The sequence below is a fragment of the Paenibacillus sp. FSL H3-0469 genome (assembly GCF_038051945.1).
In the GTDB taxonomy this organism is placed as follows: domain Bacteria; phylum Bacillota; class Bacilli; order Paenibacillales; family Paenibacillaceae; genus Paenibacillus_AQ.
Genome location: NZ_CP150302.1, coordinates 5,529,296 through 5,550,488, shown reverse-complemented (window position 1 = coordinate 5,550,488; position 21,193 = coordinate 5,529,296). Strand labels below are relative to the sequence as shown.

Genomic DNA, 21,193 nt, shown 5'->3' with positions numbered 1-21,193 from the left:
TACAGAAACTTAACTCGACACTAACTTGGCCCACTTTGACACGACTTCGACCCGACTGGCCCAACTTTGACACGACTTCGACACGACTGGCCCAACTTCTGCCCTGCTTCCTCCCGGCTGTAGCTCGCCTTTGACCAAACTTTGCCCCCACTCCTGCCCGACTAATGTTGCATTATCTGCAACACTGATGCCTGTGAAACCCACTATTTTAGTACAATGTTGCACAAAATGCAGCAATTTCGCCACTTGTTCGCTCTGAGAAGCTGAAATGCTGCATTTTTGACAACAATTCGCTATAGCCCTGCTCCTGCTGAGGGGAATGTTGCACTTCTTGCAGCATTTAGCCCATTGTGCGCCATAGCGAGCAACAATCCCCCCAACACCGCCAATCCCCAAAAAGCTCCCCGATCCAGGAGACAAATGTCCCCTGTCATCAGAGAGCTTGGTTACTTAAGGGCACTGCCATAGGCTAAGCCAGTGTTGGAGTGTGTTAATTCAGCTTTCGGGTGTGTTAATTCAGCCTATAGTTGTGTTCATTCAGTCTTTAGGTGTGTTAATTCCGTCTTGCAGGTGTGTTCATTCAGTCTTTAGGTGTGTTAATTCCGTCTATAGTTCACTTATTTCAGCGTAATCGTGAACGATACGGACTTCTCGCCCGCGCCCACGCTCACTGTAGTCTCATCTACCTGCTCCGCACCTTCCACGGAGGCGATAGCGCCAAGATCCTTCACCGCCAGGGTGAATGCTTTGCCGCTGCCTTCGGCAGTTACTTTTACAGTGCTGCCGCTGCGTACAGCTTGCACTTTCAGCTCAGGAGCGCCGTGGATATCGCGTACAGTCGCCGAAGCAGACTTGCCGTCCTCCAGGGAGTAGAGGCCGAACTTCACACCGTCGGCAAAATCATAATCCGGACGGCTGTCCTCGCTGCCCACAGCCAGCAGAGTGTTCGGCCGGACGAACAGCGGCAGGCTGAAGAAGTCATGCTTCTCCTTGCGCCATGATCCGCCCTGTACGGTCTCACCGTTCAACAGATGTGTCCAGCGGCCGGCCGGCAGGTAATACTTCACTTCGCCGTTCTCCTGGAAGATTGGAGCGACCAGCAGGGAATCGCCCAGCATGTACTGGCGGTCCAGCACCTCGCAGGTCGGATCTTCCGGGAATTCCATCACCATCGCACGCATCGAAGCCCAGCCCTGCTCATGTGCCTGTCCGGCTACATCATACAGGTACGGCATCAGGCTGCACTTGAGCTTGGTGAAGAAGCGGGTAACGTCCACAGCTTCGTCGTCGTACGCCCAAGGCACACGGTACGAGGTGCTGCCGTGCAGACGGCTGTGGCTGGAGAGCAGGCCGAAGGCCAGCCAGCGCTTGAACACATGTGCCGGAGCGGTGTTCTCGAACCCGCCGATATCGTGGCTCCAGAAGCCGAAGCCGGACAATCCGAGCGACAAGCCGCCGCGCAGGCTCTCTGCCATGGATTCATAGTCAGCGTAGCAGTCGCCGCCCCAGTGAACCGGGAACTGCTGCCCGCCGGCGGTGGCGGAGCGTGCGAAGACAGCTGCTTCATTTTGGCCAAGCTTCTCTTCGAGCACTTCAAAGACAACCTTGTTATACAACTGGGTATAGTAGTTATGCATCTTGTATGGATCGGAGCCGTCGAAGTATACGACATCGGTCGGAATCCGTTCGCCGAAATCCGTCTTGAAGCTGTCTACGCCCATGTCCACCAGGTCACGCAGGTAACCGGCATACCATTCACAAGCCGCAGGGTTCGTGAAGTCGACCAGTCCCATGCCTGCTTGCCAGAGGTCGGTCTGATAGACGTCGCCGTTGGCTTTTTTGAGCAGGTAACCGTTCTTGCGGCCTTCTTCAAACAGCGGGGAGCGCTGTCCGATATAGGAGTTGATCCACACACAGATCTTCAGTCCCTTGTCGTGCAGGCGCTTCAGCATACCTACCGGGTCCGGGAACACACGAGAATCCCACTGGAAATCCGTCCATTGATATTCGCGCATCCAGAAGCAGTCGAAGTGGAACACATGCAGCGGCAGATCGCGCTCCGCCATCCCTTCCACGAAGGAATTCACAGTAGCCTCATCGTAGTCCGTAGTGAACGAAGTCGTCAGCCACAGGCCAAAGGTCCAGGCCGGAGGCAGCGCTGGCTTGCCAGTCAGGGAGGTGTATTTGGTGATGACCTCTTTAATCGTCGGCCCTTCAATCACGAAGTATTCCAGACTCTCGCCCGCTACGCTGAACTGGGCCTTCTTCACCTTCTCAGACGCAATCTCATACGATACCAGCTCCGGCTGGTTCACGAAGACGCCGTATCCCTTGCTCGTCACATAGAACGGAACGTTCTTGTACGCCTGCTCGGAGCTTGTACCGCCGTCTTTGTTCCACAGATCGACCACCTGGCCGTTTTTGACAAAAGCCGTAAAGCGCTCGCCCAGACCATACACGAATTCGCCAACGCCTAAGTCCAGCTCCTCACGCATGAAGGTGTTGCCGTCCTGATCTGTGATATAGGCCATCGATTTGTAACCGCTGCCGGTAATGCGCTCGTCGCCGCGGTAGAAGTCCACAGACCAGTGAGTGCCCTTGTTGATGACCACGCGGAGTCCGCCGCTGATCAGCACCGTCTGCGCCTCTGTCTCCTCGATTTCCACATGATCGCCGGTTCCCTCAGTCAGCTCGAACGAAGGTCCGCGCGGAATCACGCCGTCGTTATGAATAATTTTGACGCCTACCACGCCCGGAAGCGGGGAATGGAATTTCACCGTCAGCAGTGTGGAGTTGAGTGTCGCCGAACGTCCCGTGATGGGTGTCGTCTGCGTGACGGCGGTTAGGCCTTCCTCCGTTTTTTCTACCACATAGTTCTGCACTGCACCATTGATTGTAATGCCGTCACGAACCAGCCATAAGCCGTCTGTAAATTTCATATGTGCACTTGCCACCCTTCGATTTGGTGTATATAGTTGCATTATACCGACAATAAAAGTTCAAAACTAATAATATATAGCTTATTTATAACACTATTTTGATTCTATCTCACAAGGAGGCCCTCTAATGGACCGCACCTCGCAGCGCTTGCTCAAAGAAGACCGCGAACACGGGGATGTCATGTTCCCCCTGGCTGCCTACTGGATCGACCTTCCCGCCGGAGCGCATGTCCTGGACACCCACTGGCATGAGGAAGCCGAGTTCTTCCTGCTGCTGGAAGGCGAGATTCTGTTTCAGGTGGACAGCGACTATTTCACGCTTCGACCCGGCGAGGCTGTGTTCATTGAATCCGGGGATATCCATGCCGCTCATGCGCTTACGGAGACTCCTTGCCGCTTCTGCGCCCTTGTCTTCCATCCTGACCTGCTGGCCAGCGCGCAATATGATACCATCCAGCAGAGCGTCATTCTGCCGCTTCAGGAGAAACGCCAGAGCTTTCCGCGCCACCTCACCCCTTCTGTTCCCTGGCAGGCGGAGCTGCTGCAGCATCTGAACCGCATGATGAACGCGTATGATCAACAAATGCCCGGATTCGAAGCTTTTATAAAAGGAACCCTGCTGATTATGCTCTCGCAGATTGCGCCGCCGGGACGTTCGGTGAACCACAGCCCCTCGGAGGGCGCGGATAACACGAAGGCAGACCGGCTGAAGAAGATCATTCTCTATATCCAGGACAACTACCAGGAGCCGATCCGTACCCGTGACCTGTCGGGGCTGATTCCGATGAGCGAAGGGCAATTCTGCCGTTTTTTCAAAAGCATGACCCGCAAGACGCCCGTCGATTACATCAACTCCTACCGGGTCCGCCAGGCCGCAGCCCTGCTGAAGCAGGGGGACCGCAAAATCTCCGATATTGCCATGGATGTCGGCTTCGACAACGTCAGCTACTTCATCAAAGTGTTCCGCAAAATCATGAACTGCTCGCCCTCCGAATTCCGCAAGGACGCCAGTCCCTTCGCCGGGCAGAACCAGCTTTATCCGTAGGCCGAACCCCGTTTCCTCTCTTTTCCCTGCTTACGGTTGCCCGGATACGTTTAAGTTAGTGTATGGATGACCAAGGTACCTGCCGCTTCAGCGGTGGCTTAATGGCTCATTCCGGTGGACATGCCGTCCCCGCTAATCTACTTACAGGAGGCAGATATTCATGAATCAACATGTTACCTTGCCAATTGAGGTACAGGACTTCTACAATGCAGTGAACCAATACCAGCCCGACGCTCTGATCGAATTGTTCGCTCCCGGCGCTATCGTGAAGGATAACGGGAAGTCGGCCGAAGGCACAGAAGCCATTGCGGCTTGGGGAGAATCCGAGCTATTCTCTGCTAAGGTCCGCTTTACTATTATGGAAATTGAAGAAATCCAGGGCCGCATTGCGGTGACCGCTGAGATGGAGGGGGAGTTCAATAAGAACCGTGTTCCCGCCCCGCAGCAGTTCACCCATGAATTCAAGGTACAAGGCGGCAAAATCAGCGAGCTGATCATCACGCTAAAATAACGTCGAGCATGTTCAAGGTATAACCATACGTTATAAATCAAAAGACTGTCCCATAAGTCATGAATATGACTATGCGGGACAGTCTTTTGATTACATAGGGTGGGTTTCAGCACTGGAGTGGACGCGGCGATCGCCATCCTGTTGTGTTTTTCTGTTCCCTGATTGTATTATCTGCAATAGATTCCGCTCTATTTTCCCCTAAAACTCAATCTGTTGTATTTTATACATTAGATTTCTGGATATACGCTCCAAAAGTCCACTTTCAGGAAATTCTATTGTACAGAGTGCAATGGGAGCTATTTCACAATCGATTTTAATGAGATCTATTGCACAAAGTGCAGCCGAACATAAGCATTTTAGTAAATACGCACATACAGTACCTGCAGAGGCCACTTGGCGGACGTAAAGTACCTGCCACGAAGCACGGACTCGCTGCCAGAGCTCCTATACAAAGCATGTCTTGAGCTGAAGACCTAAGCCCCCTTTTCAACCCTCCTTACGGATCACAATAAAGCAGGTGCTGTCCGGAAGCGGCACAGGCTCTCCGCTCTCACCCATAATTTTAACCCTGTTCTCCAGTGCCTCCGTATATCCCTCCTGCAAATAATGACGGAGGACCTCTATCTTCGCCCGGTCCCCAAGCGTCTGCTGAATGAATGCGGAGTACTGCGAGGGTGTGAAATAACCGAACTGCTCCTGAACCTCATGAATGTAAGCTTCCTCCCCCCAGGTGTAGGTATAGAGGAATTCCATCGCATCATTTACCGGCATCAGAACCTCCTGTTCGCCAAGCTGTTCATAACGGATATTCCGTCCGGCAAAATCCTTCGCATACCGTTCCAGCCACGCCATGCCGTCCGTCTCCAGAAACCGTACGCGGCGCTGCTGCTCCTCAGGCTCGCTCATAATACCGTCACGGATAATAATCGTCCCGCCATCTGCCAGTACATCGAAGGCGCTGGTCAGCGCTGCCGCCACCGTGCCGTGATTGAACTTCCGGCCGTCAAACGGCACATAGGAATACAGCTCATGCAGAATCGATGAGAAAATCACCGTGTCCACCGTGCCCGGCTCCACATAATCCTTCAGGTTCAGGGCATCGCCCTGGAGCACCTCCCAGCGGCGGCCCTCCCGCTGCTTGCGCTGCCGCAGCGCTTCAATCACATTGCTTGAGATATCAATCCCCACCGGCACGGCCTCCGGCATCCGCTCCTCAATCAGATCGAGCAGCACCCCGCCGCCGGGTCCGATGTCCAGCACCTTCCGTCCGGTAACGTAGTCCAGAATCACTGCCTTATAGTCAGCCGTATCATTCATCTGGCTTAAATACGTGTCCTCGTTGTGGAAGCGGTCGAAGGCGTCCCGCCGCAGATCGAACAGGTCGAACAGCAGCAGGACCGCCCGCTCATACAGCGCCGACTTCTCGGCCTCTATGCAGAACTCAATCAGCTTCTCCGCTGCCGCTGAGAACTCAAAATGGAAGAATAGCGTATCCGGCAGATGTTCCTTTCCCAGCAGCCGGTGCGTAAGATGCGGGTTGCTGCCGGAAGGCTTCACGCCGCTGTAGATCTCCTCCCAGCCCAGCTCCGAGAGATATTTCTCAATAATCCGTTTTTTATAGACATTGATCTTCTTGCTGCCCTTGTAGTCATAATGAATACTGTTCATGACCGCCTCGAAGCTCAGATGGCTTAGCAGAAGCGGGCCGCTGCCGGCCACCAGACTCATGACCTTCAGGAACTGCTCCAGCGAGAAGGTCTGGAGTGCCGACTCCACATACCAGAAGGTGGCAGGCTGCAGCGGATCCAGCGCAGCAGGGAGGAAGCCCTCCTGTACCAGCCTGTCCCACTCCGCCTCATAATCCTCCCCCTGGGCAATGGACCCGGCGCGCATTCTCCGCAGACGCTCCTTCATCGGGACCTCAGGCTGCAGATTTCCTGAAGCAATAACAGCAATCAGCTCCATGACCTGCAGGCGGACCTCCTGCCACAGCTCCGGGGATACCGCAGCAATGATGCAGTGATTCAGCGCGAACAGAAGCCGCTCCAGCTCTTCTGCGCCCAGCAGTCCCTGCTCCACCAGTGCGGACAACGGAAGATTGACGGAAGGCGGAACCTCGCCGCGGATTTGCTGTCCAATCAGCCCGTGAGTCTCAATCAGCGTATGTATCACCCGTCTCTTCTCCGCAGAGCCTGCCTCGTCCCGCTTCAACCCTTCCGCATACCGCCGGTATAACTCCGCGGAGCCGATATTATGAACGAAAATATTAATGCCCTCTTCCTGCCAGCTCCGGCGCTGACGGAGAGTCCCCCCCTTGGCCGTCTCCGACCAGATCAGCGTCTCCTCGGCCAGCTCCTTGATCCAGTACGACAGCGGCAGACTGTCCAGCACCCGCAGGCTCCGCTCCACATAATCCAGCACCGGATTCTGCTGCGCAAGCGACTGCAGCGATTCTACCCGCTCCAGGTTCACAATCGTCTGCTCCGCCTGCACGATGGACTCCAGCCATGGATAGCCTTCTCCGGCAGGCCACCCTCCTTCACGATACGCCTCTATAGCCCGTAATGATTTCAGCATTTGCATGCCTCCCTATGTAATAGCAATCTATATACAATAGCCCATGTACTTCAGGTTTGAATCAGAAGCTCTGACGAATTGAACAAACCGCAAGCTTCTGGATAGAAGCTTGCGGCTGCGAAGAGCTCTTGTTCAATTGTATCAGATTTATGGCCGGGAATCAGATCCACTCATTTCACGCCTGCCATGAATTCTCTGTAATCCTTGGCAATCTCTTTGGACAGCGTATGGTGCAGATAATGACCGCCTTCGAGCGGCACCAGCTTACCGTACACGGAATCCTTCACCTGTTCTTCATGCAGCTGCATCCAGCCCTCAACATCGGTATTATTCGACTGTACGAAGAGCAGCAGCGGAAGCTCTTTGGGGAAGGTCAGCGCCTGGGCTGCTGTGAAATTCTCCTTGAAATGGTCGATCTCATTCATGACAGTGTCATTGTTTAAATTCTTTGTGGCGATCATTTTCATCTGCTGCTTGGTATGCTCGTCGAACGGAAGCCCGGCATACGGGTCGGGGCCTATCTTTTGGAGCAATCGCATGATGCCGGATTTGTCGAGGAACTTCAGCGTCCCCACCGGTATTTTATCGTCCAAGCCCCCTTGGTTCGGCACACTGCTGTCGATTCCTACAAAAGCCTGCACTTCATCCTTATACTTGTTCACATAATCCAGCCCGTAGATTCCGGCGATGGAATGTCCCATAAGCGTGTAACGCTTGATTCCAAGCTGCTGCAATGCTTCATGAATCTCACTGACGATATTGTCCGAGGTCCGTTCCTTATCTGTCCGGTCACTTAAGCCATAGCCGAACGGCTCCACCACGACTACTTTGTAATTAGGGGACAGCTCGTCTACCAGCGGTTTGAAGTCAAGTGCAGGCGCCCCGGTGCCATACCCCGTCAGCAGCACCACGGTCTCCTCACCCGATCCCTGGATGAGCACATTCATCTTCTTACCATCGACTGGCACAAGCTGCCCGTACTGATCAATCTTCTTCAGCTCCGATTTGCTGCTGATGATATTGACCACAAATACTACGGCAAAAAATAACACGATCACGATCAGCAATGCCGCTATAGATTTAAGCAGAATTCTGAGTCCTTTTTTCATTATACAATCACCTGTCCTTATGAATCGGATGTGCTGCCTTGATGAGGAGCTAAGGATAGTATATATAATGAAAATGTACTCTCCGTGATGGTAATATGAACGGAGGATGAACGGGAGAAACAAACTTAATTCGCCGGTATATTCAGCGGCAGCGTTACAATGAAGCTTGTGCCTGCGCCAAGCTCACTCTCGACCCGGATATCTCCTTGGTGAAGCAGCACGATCTGCTTCACGATCGCCAGCCCCATCCCGCTGCCGTTATACTTGTTGCTGTGGGAGCGGTCCGCCTTGAAGAAGCGTTCGAAGATCCGCTTCTGGTCCTCGGGGGCGATCCCGATGCCGGTATCGGATACACGAACGGTCACACTTTTATTATCTTGCTTCGTATGGACACTTATTACTCCCCCATCCCCGGAGAACTTGATGCTGTTGCCCAGCAGGTTCGTCCATACCTGGCTCAACAGGTCATAATCCGCCGTGAGCACGGCAGCCGTCAGCTGAAGATCGAAGTTGATGCGGCGGGCCGACCATTGCGGCTGAAGGGCAACGATCACGCGCCGGAGCTGTTCATCCAGGCTGAAGGTGGTGAACCGGAGCTGCTGGGACTGCGATTCAAGCAGACTCAGCTTCAGCAGGCTGTCGCTCATCTTGGACATCCGCTCGGCTTCCCCGATGATGATATCGATATAGCGGCCCCGCTCGCTCTCCGGGATATTCATCTGCTTCAGCGCCAGGGCATAGCCGGAGATGGAGGTTAGCGGTGACTGCACCTCATGGGATACATTGGACACGAAGTCACGGCGCATCTGCTCCAGCTGCTGCAGATCATGCATCATCTCCTCGAAGCTGCGCGCGAGGGCACCCAGCTCTCCCTTCTGCTTGATATTCAGCTTCACATTAAAGTCCCCGGCTGCGATCTTGCGTGTCGCGTTGGTCAGCTTCTTGATCGGCCGGACCAGGAACATGGCCGCTACCAGGATTATTAGACTCCCGGAGACCAGCGAATACACCACGAAATTCACCAGCCATTTCAGCACAAAGTCGGCAGACGGGGGACCGACAGGCTCTACGAACAATGCTTTTTTTCCCGTATCCGTAGTTAATTGCACTCCCAGCAGGCTGACGGAGATGCCTGTCGGATTGACCTGCACGATCCCGCCTGCCAGCACCTGCTGCACCTGCGCTTCAGTCACAGTCTCCAGCTTCAGTCCTTCTGGCCCGCCGTAAGACTGAACCCCGCCGTTCGCATCATAAATCCGCACATGGTAGGTCTCAAGCTGCTTCATGCTGCTTACGAACTTGTCGGCTTCCGTCAGCGGGAAGATATCATAGATCTGTACGACATCTTGTGCGAAGCGCTGCAATTGAACCTGCAGATTCTCGTTCAATTCGTCTTTATATATCCAAATCGCCAGATTGAAGGAGATCACTGTCCCCCCGATCACGGAGACCAGGAAGATCAGGACCACCCGGGTATAGAGAGATTTGATCATTCAGTAACCTCAAGCCGGTAGCCAAGCCCCCGTACAGTCTCAATCCGAAAATCCGGCGAAGCCGCAAACCGTTCCCGCAGGCGCTTGATATGTACATCTATCGTCCGGTCATCCCCGGCGTAATCAATCCCCCAGATCTGGTCGATCAGCTGCTCGCGGGTATAGACCTGTCCCGGTGTTCCGGCCAGCTTGTACAGCAGCTCGAACTCCTTCAGCGGCAGGGACAGCGCTTCTGTACCGTTCATTACCTTGTAGGTCTGCCGGTCCAGCGTTACCTCTCCGATACGGATCGTATGCGACTTGCCGATTCCCGAGCGTTTCAGCAAGGCTCTGACGCGGACCGTCAGCTCCAGCGGATCGAAGGGCTTGGTCAGATAATCATCGGTTCCCAGCTCGAAGCCCTTCACCTTCTCCCAGGTCTCCCCCTTTGCCGTCAGCATTAACAGCGGCAGCTCCGGGTCCGCTCTGCGGAGCTCCTTGCATAGCGCCCAGCCGTCCATCACCGGCATCATAATATCCAGGATGACCAGATCCACATGCGTTCTGGCATAGACCGCCAGCGCCTCTTGGCCGTCTGCCGCTTCAGCGGTATCGAATCCGTCATTGCGCAGAAATAGGCAGACAAGCTCGCGGATATTCGCATCGTCGTCTGCAACAAGTATAGTAGGCATCTATTCCCTCTTTTCGTATGATCCGGCCTTATAAAGCTCTCTTCTCTCTAGCATCACCCTGCTGCCTTGCCGGTATGCACTGCACCAGCATCCACTCCGGCCTCGCGCTCCGGCTAGGTGCCGAACCGCTGCCGGTAGCCGCATTTGCGGCACAGCTCCTCAACAGCTTCCCGCCGCGAGAAGCCGTAGAACAGATTATTCGCCCGTTCCCCCTCAACAATCTCGGAGAACGGCTGCTCATGAATATTGCCGAGGTTGATCACCCCTTCGCCATCCAGACAGCACGGCACAACGGTGCCGTCTACCAGGACCGCCGCCTGGCTGCGCAGCGCATGGCAGAAGCCCTTGCCGTCATCCTCCGGCTCATGCAGCGCCGGCCATCTGAACTCGTGGTCCTGGTTCAGGTACACGCGCGGGGCAATCTTCACGCCGCTGCCGGGGACGACCTTCTCCTCGATCCTGTAGCCCAGTCCAAAAGCCTCCTCCAGCAGCGCCAGCGTCTCACGGTTGCGCGCCTTCTCCAGATTCGTCCGGTTGTCCTCCGTCAGATTCCAGAGCCGGAACGAGACAATGACGCCCTGAGCTGAGATCTCCCGGACGAACTGGATGATCTCTGTGAGATAACCTTCGCGGTTCTCCGAGCCTGCATGGCCGTCGAAGCTATGCAGCGAGAAGTTCATCTGCCGCAGCGCCGGCTTGCCAAGCAGCTTCGGCCCTGCCTTACGGATCAAAGTACCGTTGGTCGTAATGTTGACCTTGAAGCCCTTGGCATGCGCGGCATCCAGCAGCTCGCCCAGCTTCGGATGCAGCAGCGGCTCGCCTTTGACATGCAGATAGATATGATTGCTATGCGGTTTGATCTCATCAAGGATGGTACCAAACGTCTCCAGCTTCATAAAATTCTTCTGCCGCTCCGTGGGCGGACAGAAGCTGCAGGCCAGGTTGCAGACGCTTGTGATCTCGATGTATACCTTTTTGAACGTCTTCAAGTTCCGCTCCCCATTTCAATATATAATGCAGGCCAGGCTGCCCGTTACGCTAGAGATCCGAAGCATACCGCAGGCCGATCTGGGCTCTCGCCTCTTCCATCAGCTCTGCCACCGCGAGGGAATTGGCGTGGCTGTTGGTCGCGCTCTCCCGCTGCCCGCTCTTCAGCAGATGAATGAACTCCTCAACCTCATAGTACATTGCCTCATACACCTGCGGGAGCGTAAGCTCCTCGACGGTTCCGTCGCGGTAGTGGATTTTGACCTGATAGGGCTGGTTAATCTTGTCGATAACCATTGTTGCATTCTCTCCCTGAATCTCGGCAGGCAGATAGGAGTCCGCAATCTTGGAATGCATAATGACCGCCCCCATGTCGGGGTAGCGCATCACCATGCTGCCTTCGCCGTCCACACCCGAAGCGAGCATCTGACCTGCCGACTTCACTGTATCCGGCTTGCCGAACAAGACCACCATCGGATACAGGCAGTAGATGCCCAGATCCATCAGAGAGCCGTTGGAATATTCAGGATTGAACGCGTTCAGCACCGTCCCCTGGCGGTAAGCATCATACCTCGAAGAGTATTGACAATAACCTGCGAAGTAGCGCCGGACTTGACCCAGCTTATATAAGTTATCCCGGATCACGCCAAAATTCGGCATGAACGTGGATTTCATCGCTTCCATGAACAGCACATCATTGCTGCGCGCTGCTTCAATCATCGCCTTGAGCTCCCGGCTGTTGGAGGCCGCCGGCTTCTCACAAAGGACATGCTTGCCGTGATTCAGACAGATCAATGAATGCTCCGCATGCATGGAGTTGGGGCTGGCAATATAGACCGCGTCCACCTCTGCGCTTGATACCATCGCCTCCAGATCCGTATAGATCGAAGCCCCGGCATACTTGGCGGCAAAAGCCTGTCCCTTCTCCTCTGTGCGGGAATACACGGCCGTAAGCAGAAACTCCTCATTCTCAAGTCCCGCCTGCACAAAGCGGTCTGTAATCCAGTTAGTCCCTACAACCCCGAAACGAATAGTCATGAATGATCCCGTCCTTTTTCAAAATATAAGAATTTATATGCTTCACGCTATACATTATCCTTCTATTTCTCGCCGAAACGGTACCGTCCTCTAAATGGATGGTAAGCCCTTTCCACTTGAAATGTCAGCTATAACTGCTATTTTCTCATTCCATGATAGGTATGTCCACTTATATACCGTAATTTCCGACAAATTCCGCTAGATTTCGCTTGTGAAAAAAAGCACCTGAGGATTAACACAGAATTCACCTTCATTCGTCCCCCCATTAGAGATTCCACGCCAACCTAACACCCTGCATCAACTCCAACAGAGCCATTCTACTCCCACCTAGCCTTATATCCCCCACAGCCGAGCCACTCTACTCCCACCTAGCCTTATATCTCCCACAGCCGAGCCGCAATTGTACTTCGTACAATAGAATCCGGTGTAAAGCTCCCGTTTTGGCATTCTGCTGTATTTCGTACAACAGAATTTGCAGTTTGGGCCTGTAGCAGGCCTTTTTACATAAATCTGCTGTATCAAATACAATAGAATCGATTTTAGAGGTGTTTTGGGGACTTTCTATTGCACATAATGCAATCACCCGACTGGTGAAAGCGGGTTAGGCGCGGTGAACAATGAGTAGAACGCAATGGCAGTTGGACACTGGGCACTGGGCACTTGGGCAATGGTTTTGCGCAGCGCAAAAATTCAGAGTTATTCGGTGTTAGTTGTACAGATTGCATTTCAGTATCCCCTTGCACCTTAACCGTGGAACAGCAAACCCTCACTAAGCAATTAGTTAACGTCCTTCTCACAAATTCACATCTGATGCGCTACTAGCGGACAGCAAACAGCTCACTTACCATCCATTTGTCCCATAATACGAGTTACAACGAACAGCTCACTTACCATCCAGTGTCCCATAATACGAGTTACAGCGAACAGCTCACGTACCATCCATTTGTCCCATAATACGAGTTACAGCGAACAGCTCACTTACCATCCAGTGTCCCACAATTCGAGCGACAACGAACAGTGCGCCCACTATCCAGTGTCCCACAATTCGAGCGACAGCAAACAGCCCCCGCTCATCCCGGCGGGGGCTGTCTTCATCCTGCGCGCGGCCCACTGGACACGCGCAGGATTTTAACCGTAAAAAGCCACAAGCTGGCGCACAATCTCCGCCTTATCATGATCCACTACAACCTGGTGCTGCGGCTGCTCAAACAAGGCTGAGATCTGCGCCGGGAACTCCTGCTTGATGCCGGTCAAGGCAATCGCCTCATCGAACTTGGCCGGATGCGCTGTAGCGTAAGCAATGCTTACCTCATCCGGGGCACTGAACTTCTCGTACGCGGCTACGCCACAAGCCGTATGCGGGTCGAGCAGATAGCCGGATTCCTGCTGGTACTTGCTGATAATCTCCAGACACTGCGCGTTCTTCACACCCAGCGCCGAGAAGTCCGCCTGTACCCGGGCCAGCAGTTCGCCCTCCACCTTAATTGCGCCCTCACTCTGCAAGGCTGCCATGTACCCGGACAGCTTCTCTGCATCCTCATCCAGCAGATAATACAGATAGCGCTCAAAGTTGCTCGCCACCTGGATATCCATTGACGGGCTGTAGGTGCCCGTGAAGCTGCCCGGCTTGTATTCACCGGTAACCACGAACCGTTCGAGGATGTTGTTCTCATTGGTGGCGATGATCAGCTTGTGGATCGGCAGACCCATTTTCTGCGCCAGGTAGCCTGAGAAAATATTACCGAAGTTACCCGAAGGCACACTGATGTTGACCTTCTTCTGATCGCTTCCCGGAAGCTGAAGATATGCATGGAAATAATAGACCGTCTGCGCCAGAATGCGCACGAAGTTAATGGAGTTAATTGCCCGCAGGTGATACCGTCCCTTGAAGCCGAGATCGGCGAACAGCTCCTTGATAATCTTCTGGCAATCGTCGAAGTTACCGTCTACAGACAGATTCAGCACGTTGCTGTCATCTACGGTGGTCATTTGCAGCTCCTGTACCTTGCTGACCTTGCCGTGCGGATGAAGGATACAGATCTTGATCCCTTCTTTGCCGCGCACTCCTTGAATCGCAGCCGCTCCGGTATCGCCGGAGGTAGCCCCGAGAATATGGATGATCTCACCGCGCACCCTGGCAATATAGGAATACAGCTCGCCCATGAACTGCAGCGCCACATCCTTGAAGGCAAACGTCGGCCCGTGGAACAGCTCCAGCACGTATAGAGAATCGTTCACCCGGTGCAGCGGCGTAACTTCCGGAGCGCGGAAGTTGCCATAGCTGGTGTAGACCATCGAGCGCAGATCTTCATAAGGAATTTCGTCATTGGTATAGTAAGAGAAAATCTCAAGGAACAGCTCCTGAAAGCTCAGGCTTCTCCATTCCTCCAGCTTCTCCGGGGAAATCACCGGAATCTCAGCCGGCACCATCAACCCGCCGTCATCCGCCAGCCCCATCAGAACTGTATCAATAAAGCCTCTGGCCGCTACCTTGCCTCTTGTGCTTATATACTCCATACCCGTCTCATCCTCCTGAACCCCTCTTTATTTACTGTACATAGTACCACGTTTACGCATTAAAGTCCGCTGATTCTATAAGATTAAGGCCCCGGAGCTATTTGCCCTGAAGCTCTTTCCAGACGGTTTTGTTGCTGTACTTCTTCTCTGTGCTGACATCCAGGCCGAACCACTCCGGGGCCGAGAAGCGCTCCGCTTCCTCCAGCGAATCGAACTCAACCTCAAGCACCGTAAGCTCCAGCTGGGTGTAGAGATCAATCTCCACCGTGGTACCGTTCCATACGCCTGTAATGCGGGTTTTGACCAGCGGGACCGCCTTCACAGCCTCAATCATCTGGTTATACAAGCCTGCGGAAATGAAATATTCAATCTCTTGGCGACTGATGCCCTTGCCATCCTTGAATGTATGCGTGTAAGTAACTTCACCCGTGTCCAGATCCGTAATCTTCCGCACCCGCAGCTCCTGCCCGTCCTCAATCGCAAGATACGTCTGGTCAATACTGTGACGGGTCAGCACCTTCAGCTGTCCTTCTTCAATCAGCCGCTCCGGGTATTCCGGCAGCAGGAATTTGCGTTCAATCTCCATAGCCATGCTGTTTCTCTCCTCTGTGTGCGAGCTTTGTGCGAGCGTTAATGGTACATATTATTTATCATCATAGGGGCGGGTCATACGCAAGTCAACCGGAGGGAACAGATTCACGGGGAAAATATTCCTATGCCTTTCCTGCTCCCGGGACATAAATGTTTTTGGCTCCCCAGGCTACGATCTCTTCAATTAACGGGACCAGCTCCTGCCCGGAGGGGGTCAGCGAATATTCGACGCGCGGAGGCACCTCATGATATTGCTCACGATGGATAATCCCATGGTCGATAAGATCCTTGAGACAATTCGTTAACGTGGTTCCGGTGATGCCGTTCAGCCTTCTTTTTAGCTCGTTATACCGGATCGGCCCCTCTTCGCTCAGTAAAGCGAGGATAGGCAGATTCCACTTCCCGCTGATGACATGAAAAGCAAAGGTGGCGGGGCACATCTGCGTTAAGTCGACCTCATATTTCATAGGGGATTCCTCCGTAAGTATATTTTATATACCAGGTATTAAAAACAATAGTACTTGTTAATCTGATTCCAGATATTATAATCATACTACAAGTGGAAACGACTTTGCCGTCCTTTTAAAGGATGGTACCGTTTCAGCGAGAAATAGGAGGTAAACAGCTATGAATACGAATCCTATGATCTGTGATTTGAAGACAGGTGTATGCGGGGTCAGCGACGAGGAGCCTACGCAAATTATAGATTTTAATCCGCAGCCGCAGCCCAAAGTTACTCTCTATTATGCGACAGATCCGATCTGTTCACACTGCTGGGCCATCGAGCCTACACTGAACCGGTTTATTCAGCAATATGGCAAGTACTTTGAACTACAGCCTCTAATGGGCGGGTTATTAGCGGGTTGGAATGGCTTTGCTGACAAGGCGAATGGAATACAGCAGCCAGCCGATGTAGCGGGGCACTGGCAGGAAGTCGGAGAGCATTACCGCATGCCTATTGACGGCACCCTATGGCTCCACAATCCGATTATGTCCTCTTATCCGCCCTCCAGAGTGTTCAAGGTTATCCAGCAGAGACATCCGGGGAAGGAGCTGGCCTACTTGCGGAGCGCGAGAGAAGCCGTCTTCGTCTTCAACCGGAATATCGGGGAAGACGGGGTACTCACGGATATTGTGGATAGTCTGGGATTACCCGGCGATGAGATCGTTCAGGGCGCAGGACTGGAAGCGGCACAGGAACTGCTGGAGGAGGATTTCCAGAAGGTAGCCCAGCTCGGCGTACGCGGCTTCCCGACCCTTGTCATGGTCAATGAAGAGAACCAAGGCATCAAGCTCGTCGGGTCCCGTACCCTGCAAAACTACGTGGACGCCTTGCAGCAGCTTATCCCTGAGCCTCTTGCTCCTGCTGCTCTACCGGCTATGCCGGAGCTGCTGGCCGAAGGACATCTTCTCTTCTCCAGAGAAATCGAGGCCATGTACGATATCGGGCAGGATGAGGTGGAGGCCTTCACCGCCGATGCGCTTCCTGCGCATGCTTACCGCACCCGGAAGATTCTGGGTGAGATGTTCATCGAACCGGCCTGAAGACGGCTGGGTATTCAAAAACAGCGGTCCCCCGTCATCGGAGGACCGCTGTTTGTTTGATTATACCGAAGCATGATGCCCATATACCGAAGCATGATATCCATATATCAAATCATAATGCCCATATAACGAAGCATGATGCCCATGCGGACTGAGAATCCGCTATTCGGCTTAAATAGCCGCCTTTGCCCAATCATATGGACTCAGAAGCCCCTATTCGTGCGATTTCGCCCTGAAACGGCCAGCCTGGAAGACATTAAGGTCTTCTGAGTCCGCAAGAACAGAATCAGGTTAGTTTATGAGCAAATAAGGTCATGTCAGTCCGCAAGGCCAGCTGAGGGTGAGGGGAGCCACGGCTTCGGAGGTGACTCTAGCTCCAATTCCCGCTACGGAGGGATCACAGTGGCGGGCAAGTCCACGGTTGCGGAAGTGTCTGCATCTGCGTGAGAGTTCTTGATTAGATATAATCCGCCATTGAGCGGATCACAAGCCCCGTCGGAGCTGCCGGAATGAAGTCGCCCCCTCCATTGCCGCTGCTTCTGAGCGAGAAACCGACCGTCTTCGGCTCGCCCGGCAGCAGATCGAAGTAATTGTCGGAGAAGATGCCCTCTTCTTCTACAGTCAGATGAACCCCCCGCGCCAGCACATCGCTGCTCAGCGTGAAGCTCTTCCCTCCGCTCCCCGGTACTTCTGTCACCGTAATGACCGGTTTGCTCAGCGGAATATCCTTGGCAACCGCGAAGTAATGCTCCTTGCGCTCCAGCACTTGTTTTGTCTCCGGTCCTTGCTCCAACACTTGCCTTGTCTCCAGACCCTGCTCCTGCATCTGTCTTGTCCCTAGCTCTTGCTCCTGCCTTGCCTCCGACTCCAATACCAGCCTTGCCCCCGGCACCTGCTCCACCGCCTGCCCGCTCTCCAGCAGCGAGGCCACCAGCAGCACACTGGCCGGTTCGCGGCCCTCCAGCACTTCGGCCAGCGGCAGCGTTAAGACCACAGCTGACGAATCCGCAGCAAGGGTTACCGGCTGCGACCACTCACGCAGCAGTACGCCGCTGATATCATGCAGCCGCAGCACCAGCTCTGCGTCCAAGGCTTCCCGCCGGTCAGACACCCCATAGACCTTGACGCTCTCCCCGTCCGTGCTGTCTACAGACAGCAGTACCTCCTGGAAGCTGCGGCGCACCGTATATTGCAGTGCCTTCCAGCGCCCGTAATAATCCATGCCCGCCCAGGAGGCAACCGGCCAGCAGTCATTCATCTGCCAGTACAGCGTGCCCATGCAATACGGCTTGTTGCGGCGGTGACTCTCCATAGCCATGCGGATCGCCTCGGCCTGAAGCAACTGGCTCATGTACAGGAAGCCCCGGAAATCCTTCGGCTGCGGCAGGTACATATCCATATACTCCTTAATCAGCTGATTGCCCGCTCCATTCTTCTGATGGGCCAGCATTACCTTCGATTCCAGCGCCAGCTCTGCTTCCTCTGCATAGCTCAGCACCGACTTTAGCTCCGGGAAGGACTGGAAGCCGTATTCGCTCATGAAGCGGCCTACCTTGAGATTATAATTCTCGAACGGCTCCTTGGCGTGCCAGACGCCCCAATAGTGGATATCCCCTTCGCCCGTAATCCGCGTTGCATGCTGATCCTGACCACCGGTAAGCTCGCGCAGCGGCGAGGACGGCCAGTAATCCATACCCGGATGGTTCGCGGCCACGGCTTCCGGCAGAATCCGGTGGAAAATTTCCTCATAGGCAGCCCATAAGGTCTCCCGGATCTCAGCATTCAGCTTCTCCTTCCAGCCCCAGCCCATATACTCCTCATACTGCGACCAGGCCGAGTCAATCTCATTGTTCCCGCACCAGAGCGCGATACAAGGGTGGTTACGCAATCTGCGGACATTATATACCGCTTCTGCGCGGACATTATTCAGGAACGCCTCATCCCCCGGGTACATGCTGCAGGCGAACATGAAGTCCTGCCAGACCAGAAGTCCGTATTCATCACACAGCCGGTAGAATACCTCTTCCTCATAGAATCCGCCGCCCCACACCCGCAGCATATTCATATTGGATTCCACGGCCGTGGCAATCTCATGGCGGTAACGTTCTTCCGTAACCTCTGTAATGAAGCTGTCGTTCGGGATATGATTGGCACCCTTGGCGAAGACCGGCACCCCGTTCAGCTCAAAATGAAACGACGCCCCCTGCGCATCCGGCTTACGCACCAGCTTAATTTCCCTAAGCCCCGTCGTTGCCTCCGATACCGCTACAGCCTGCGCTTCTTGCAGCAGCTCTGCACGGAAATGGTACAGCTCCGGCATGCCCAGGCCGTTGCACCACCACAGGCGCGGGCGGTCAATCACCAGCTCAAGCTCTAGCGTCTGCTTGCCCGCAGCGAGCGTAACCGCCTTCATCCATTCCTGCCCTTCAGTGCTCACGCGCAGCATTCCGTTCCATGCTTCCGGTGCATCCGCTTCAATCACGGCCGTCAGCCGGGCCTCCTGCTCATTCACCGCATGCTGGCGAATGTACAGATCCTCAATCGCCGCAACGTTACGGCCCGTCAGTTTAGCTTCCCGCCAGATTCCGCTGGTCAGAAATCGCGGGCCCCAGTCCCAGCCGTAATGATACGGCGCTTTGCGGGCAAATACACTGATCCGCTGCTCCTGAAGGCCCCCTAACTCAGACTGGTCATTCGGTGCAGGCAGAGCGTAGCCCAGCGCCGCCAGCTTCGGCAGATCCTCCGTCACCACCGAGCGGAAGACGATGTGGAGCTCATTCTCACCTGTCCGCAGCAGCCCCTTCACATTCACGGTCCAGGACAGGAACATATTGTCTGCGGACAAGGCATGCACCCCGTTCACATACACATCGGCATACGTATCCAGCCCGGCGAACACCAGCTCAGTTACCGCCAGCGTCTGCCATGTCTCTTCTAATACAAATCCGGTTCTGTATTCCCAGTCCTTTTTATCAATCCATTGCAGCTCATGTTCATTCGTTCCATAGAAGGGCTGATCGATAACGCCATTGCGCAGCAGATCCGTATGCACCGTTCCCGGTACCACAGCCGTAAGCCATTCATCATCTCCGCAGGCTCTGAACTTCCAGTTCGACAGGTCGATTTGTAGTTGTTTCATAGTTCCTCCTATACTGTTTTTGCGCATTTCGGCGCTTAGCTACCCTCATTATATTTTGTTATAATAATGTTAGCAATAACAATATTCAAAGCAGCTACAATACAAACAAAACAAACATCTAACCAGACCCCTCAAACACATGCCCCCTATATTAAGCCTCAATCACCAATATTCAATTTGTTATTTTTGTTATCTTCCCCCTGCGCTTGCTTCTGCTTCTGCTGCTCCTCATGCTCCTTAATCACCTGCTCCGTCCCGAGCAGAATCAGCCTCAAGCCGAATTCAAAGGCCCCGTCAGTCCCCAGCAGCTCGAACAGTCCGTTCTTGAACATCCTGCGGAACAACCCAACCTCCTTATCGCTCATCGATTCCATCAGGCGAAGCAGTTCCTCACCCGGAGGCTCCTGTTGTTCCTTAGCCATCATAGCGACATTGCGCTCATGCTCGTAATCGTCCAGCACGAAGAAGAACACAAAGTTCACCAGTGTTGTGACCACCTGCACCTTCTGCGCCTCCTCAAGCGGCGTGGATTCCACGCAGTGCAGCATCCGGTTGTTGAACCGGATAATGTCCGGCTCGTGGGGCAGTGTCATCATCATAAGTTGGGTGGAACAGGAATACCGGCTGAGCACGCTCCGTACCGTTACCGCAAATCCTGTCAATTGTTCCTTCCAGTCGCCCTCCGGGCGGTGCTCCTCCAGGATGACTCTGGAGATGTGGTTGGACAGCCGCTGGTAGAGGTTCTGCTTGCTCTTGAAATACCAATACAGCGAGGGAGCCTGAATTCCCAGCCGGTCCGCCAGACGCCGCATACTGAATTTCTCGATGCCACCCTCCTTGAGAAGCTCCCACGAAGCTTCCAGAATCCGGTCCTCCGAGATTTGAGGTTGTGCTTTTTTCATCGCTATCCGCCCTTTTATCTAACAGTGTAAGTTTATGCTTTACAGTCTCTTAGGTTCATGATATCATCTAACACTGTAAGGTTCAATCTAACGCCGTTAGATTGACAAAAATCAGTGAAAGAAGTGATC

At 53.9% G+C, this 21,193-nt stretch carries 15 protein-coding genes; 3 read left to right on the top strand and 12 right to left on the bottom strand.

From position 1 onward, the window contains the following. Positions 1 to 617 precede the first annotated feature (617 nt). Positions 618 to 2,939 (bottom strand): alpha-xylosidase, encoded by a 2,322-nt coding sequence (yicI, locus tag NSS83_RS24405; RefSeq protein ID WP_341187016.1) that lies wholly within the window; start codon positions 2,937 to 2,939, stop codon positions 618 to 620. Between the two features lie 127 nt (positions 2,940 to 3,066). On the opposite strand from yicI, the gene NSS83_RS24400 reads away from it, so the two are divergent. Together NSS83_RS24400 and NSS83_RS24395 are read left to right on the top strand one after the other, a co-directional pair. Then, positions 3,067 to 3,984, top strand: a complete 918-nt coding sequence (locus NSS83_RS24400; protein ID WP_341187015.1) for an AraC family transcriptional regulator — start codon at positions 3,067 to 3,069, stop codon at positions 3,982 to 3,984. A gap of 160 nt (positions 3,985 to 4,144) precedes the next feature. After that, a complete protein-coding gene (locus NSS83_RS24395) occupies positions 4,145 to 4,495 on the top strand; it encodes a nuclear transport factor 2 family protein (RefSeq protein WP_341346678.1) in 351 nt (116 codons plus the stop codon). A 486-nt stretch (positions 4,496 to 4,981) separates the two neighbouring features. Here NSS83_RS24395 and NSS83_RS24390 read toward each other — a convergent pair whose 3' ends face one another. The 9 genes from NSS83_RS24390 to NSS83_RS24350 form a co-directional block, all read right to left on the bottom strand. Then, positions 4,982 to 7,072: a class I SAM-dependent methyltransferase gene (locus NSS83_RS24390; protein ID WP_341346677.1), complete on the bottom strand. Its 2,091-nt coding sequence runs from the start codon at positions 7,070 to 7,072 to the stop codon at positions 4,982 to 4,984. Between the two features lie 170 nt (positions 7,073 to 7,242). Continuing rightward, positions 7,243 to 8,181 carry an alpha/beta hydrolase gene (locus NSS83_RS24385; protein ID WP_341187012.1) on the bottom strand — a complete coding sequence of 313 codons (939 nt, stop codon included), beginning with the start codon at positions 8,179 to 8,181 and terminating at the stop codon, positions 7,243 to 7,245. 125 nt (positions 8,182 to 8,306) lie between these two features. Further along, positions 8,307 to 9,674, bottom strand: coding sequence for a HAMP domain-containing sensor histidine kinase (locus tag NSS83_RS24380; protein ID WP_341187011.1), 1,368 nt, complete (start codon positions 9,672 to 9,674; stop codon positions 8,307 to 8,309). Then, positions 9,671 to 10,345 carry a response regulator transcription factor gene (locus tag NSS83_RS24375; RefSeq protein ID WP_341187010.1) on the bottom strand — a complete coding sequence of 225 codons (675 nt, stop codon included), beginning with the start codon at positions 10,343 to 10,345 and terminating at the stop codon, positions 9,671 to 9,673. The genes NSS83_RS24380 and NSS83_RS24375 overlap by 4 nt, the downstream gene beginning before the upstream one ends. Before the next feature lie 113 nt (positions 10,346 to 10,458). Next, positions 10,459 to 11,334: a radical SAM/SPASM domain-containing protein gene (locus tag NSS83_RS24370; protein ID WP_341187009.1), complete on the bottom strand. Its 876-nt coding sequence runs from the start codon at positions 11,332 to 11,334 to the stop codon at positions 10,459 to 10,461. 49 nt (positions 11,335 to 11,383) lie between these two features. Beyond that, entirely contained in the window at positions 11,384 to 12,370 is a 987-nt protein-coding gene (locus NSS83_RS24365) for a Gfo/Idh/MocA family oxidoreductase (RefSeq protein WP_341346676.1), read from the bottom strand. Positions 12,371 to 13,498: 1,128 nt separating this feature from the next. After that, entirely contained in the window at positions 13,499 to 14,887 is a 1,389-nt protein-coding gene (thrC, locus tag NSS83_RS24360; protein ID WP_341187007.1) for a threonine synthase, read from the bottom strand. Positions 14,888 to 14,984: 97 nt separating this feature from the next. Continuing rightward, positions 14,985 to 15,479, bottom strand: coding sequence for a CYTH domain-containing protein (locus NSS83_RS24355; RefSeq protein WP_341187006.1), 495 nt, complete (start codon positions 15,477 to 15,479; stop codon positions 14,985 to 14,987). Positions 15,480 to 15,600: 121 nt separating this feature from the next. Further along, positions 15,601 to 15,945, bottom strand: coding sequence for a helix-turn-helix domain-containing protein (locus NSS83_RS24350; protein ID WP_083678192.1), 345 nt, complete (start codon positions 15,943 to 15,945; stop codon positions 15,601 to 15,603). A 160-nt stretch (positions 15,946 to 16,105) separates the two neighbouring features. On the opposite strand from NSS83_RS24350, the gene NSS83_RS24345 reads away from it, so the two are divergent. Further along, positions 16,106 to 17,023 (top strand): DsbA family protein, encoded by a 918-nt coding sequence (locus NSS83_RS24345; RefSeq protein WP_341187005.1) that lies wholly within the window; start codon positions 16,106 to 16,108, stop codon positions 17,021 to 17,023. Between the two features lie 457 nt (positions 17,024 to 17,480). Here the strand turns inward: NSS83_RS24345 and NSS83_RS24340 are convergent, their stop codons facing one another. Together NSS83_RS24340 and NSS83_RS24335 are read right to left on the bottom strand one after the other, a co-directional pair. After that, complete coding sequence (locus NSS83_RS24340; RefSeq protein WP_341346675.1) at positions 17,481 to 20,162, bottom strand: glycoside hydrolase family 2 protein; 2,682 nt, start codon at positions 20,160 to 20,162, stop codon at positions 17,481 to 17,483. Between the two features lie 158 nt (positions 20,163 to 20,320). Continuing rightward, positions 20,321 to 21,064: a TetR/AcrR family transcriptional regulator C-terminal domain-containing protein gene (locus NSS83_RS24335; RefSeq protein ID WP_341187003.1), complete on the bottom strand. Its 744-nt coding sequence runs from the start codon at positions 21,062 to 21,064 to the stop codon at positions 20,321 to 20,323. Positions 21,065 to 21,193: the final 129 nt, after the last annotated feature.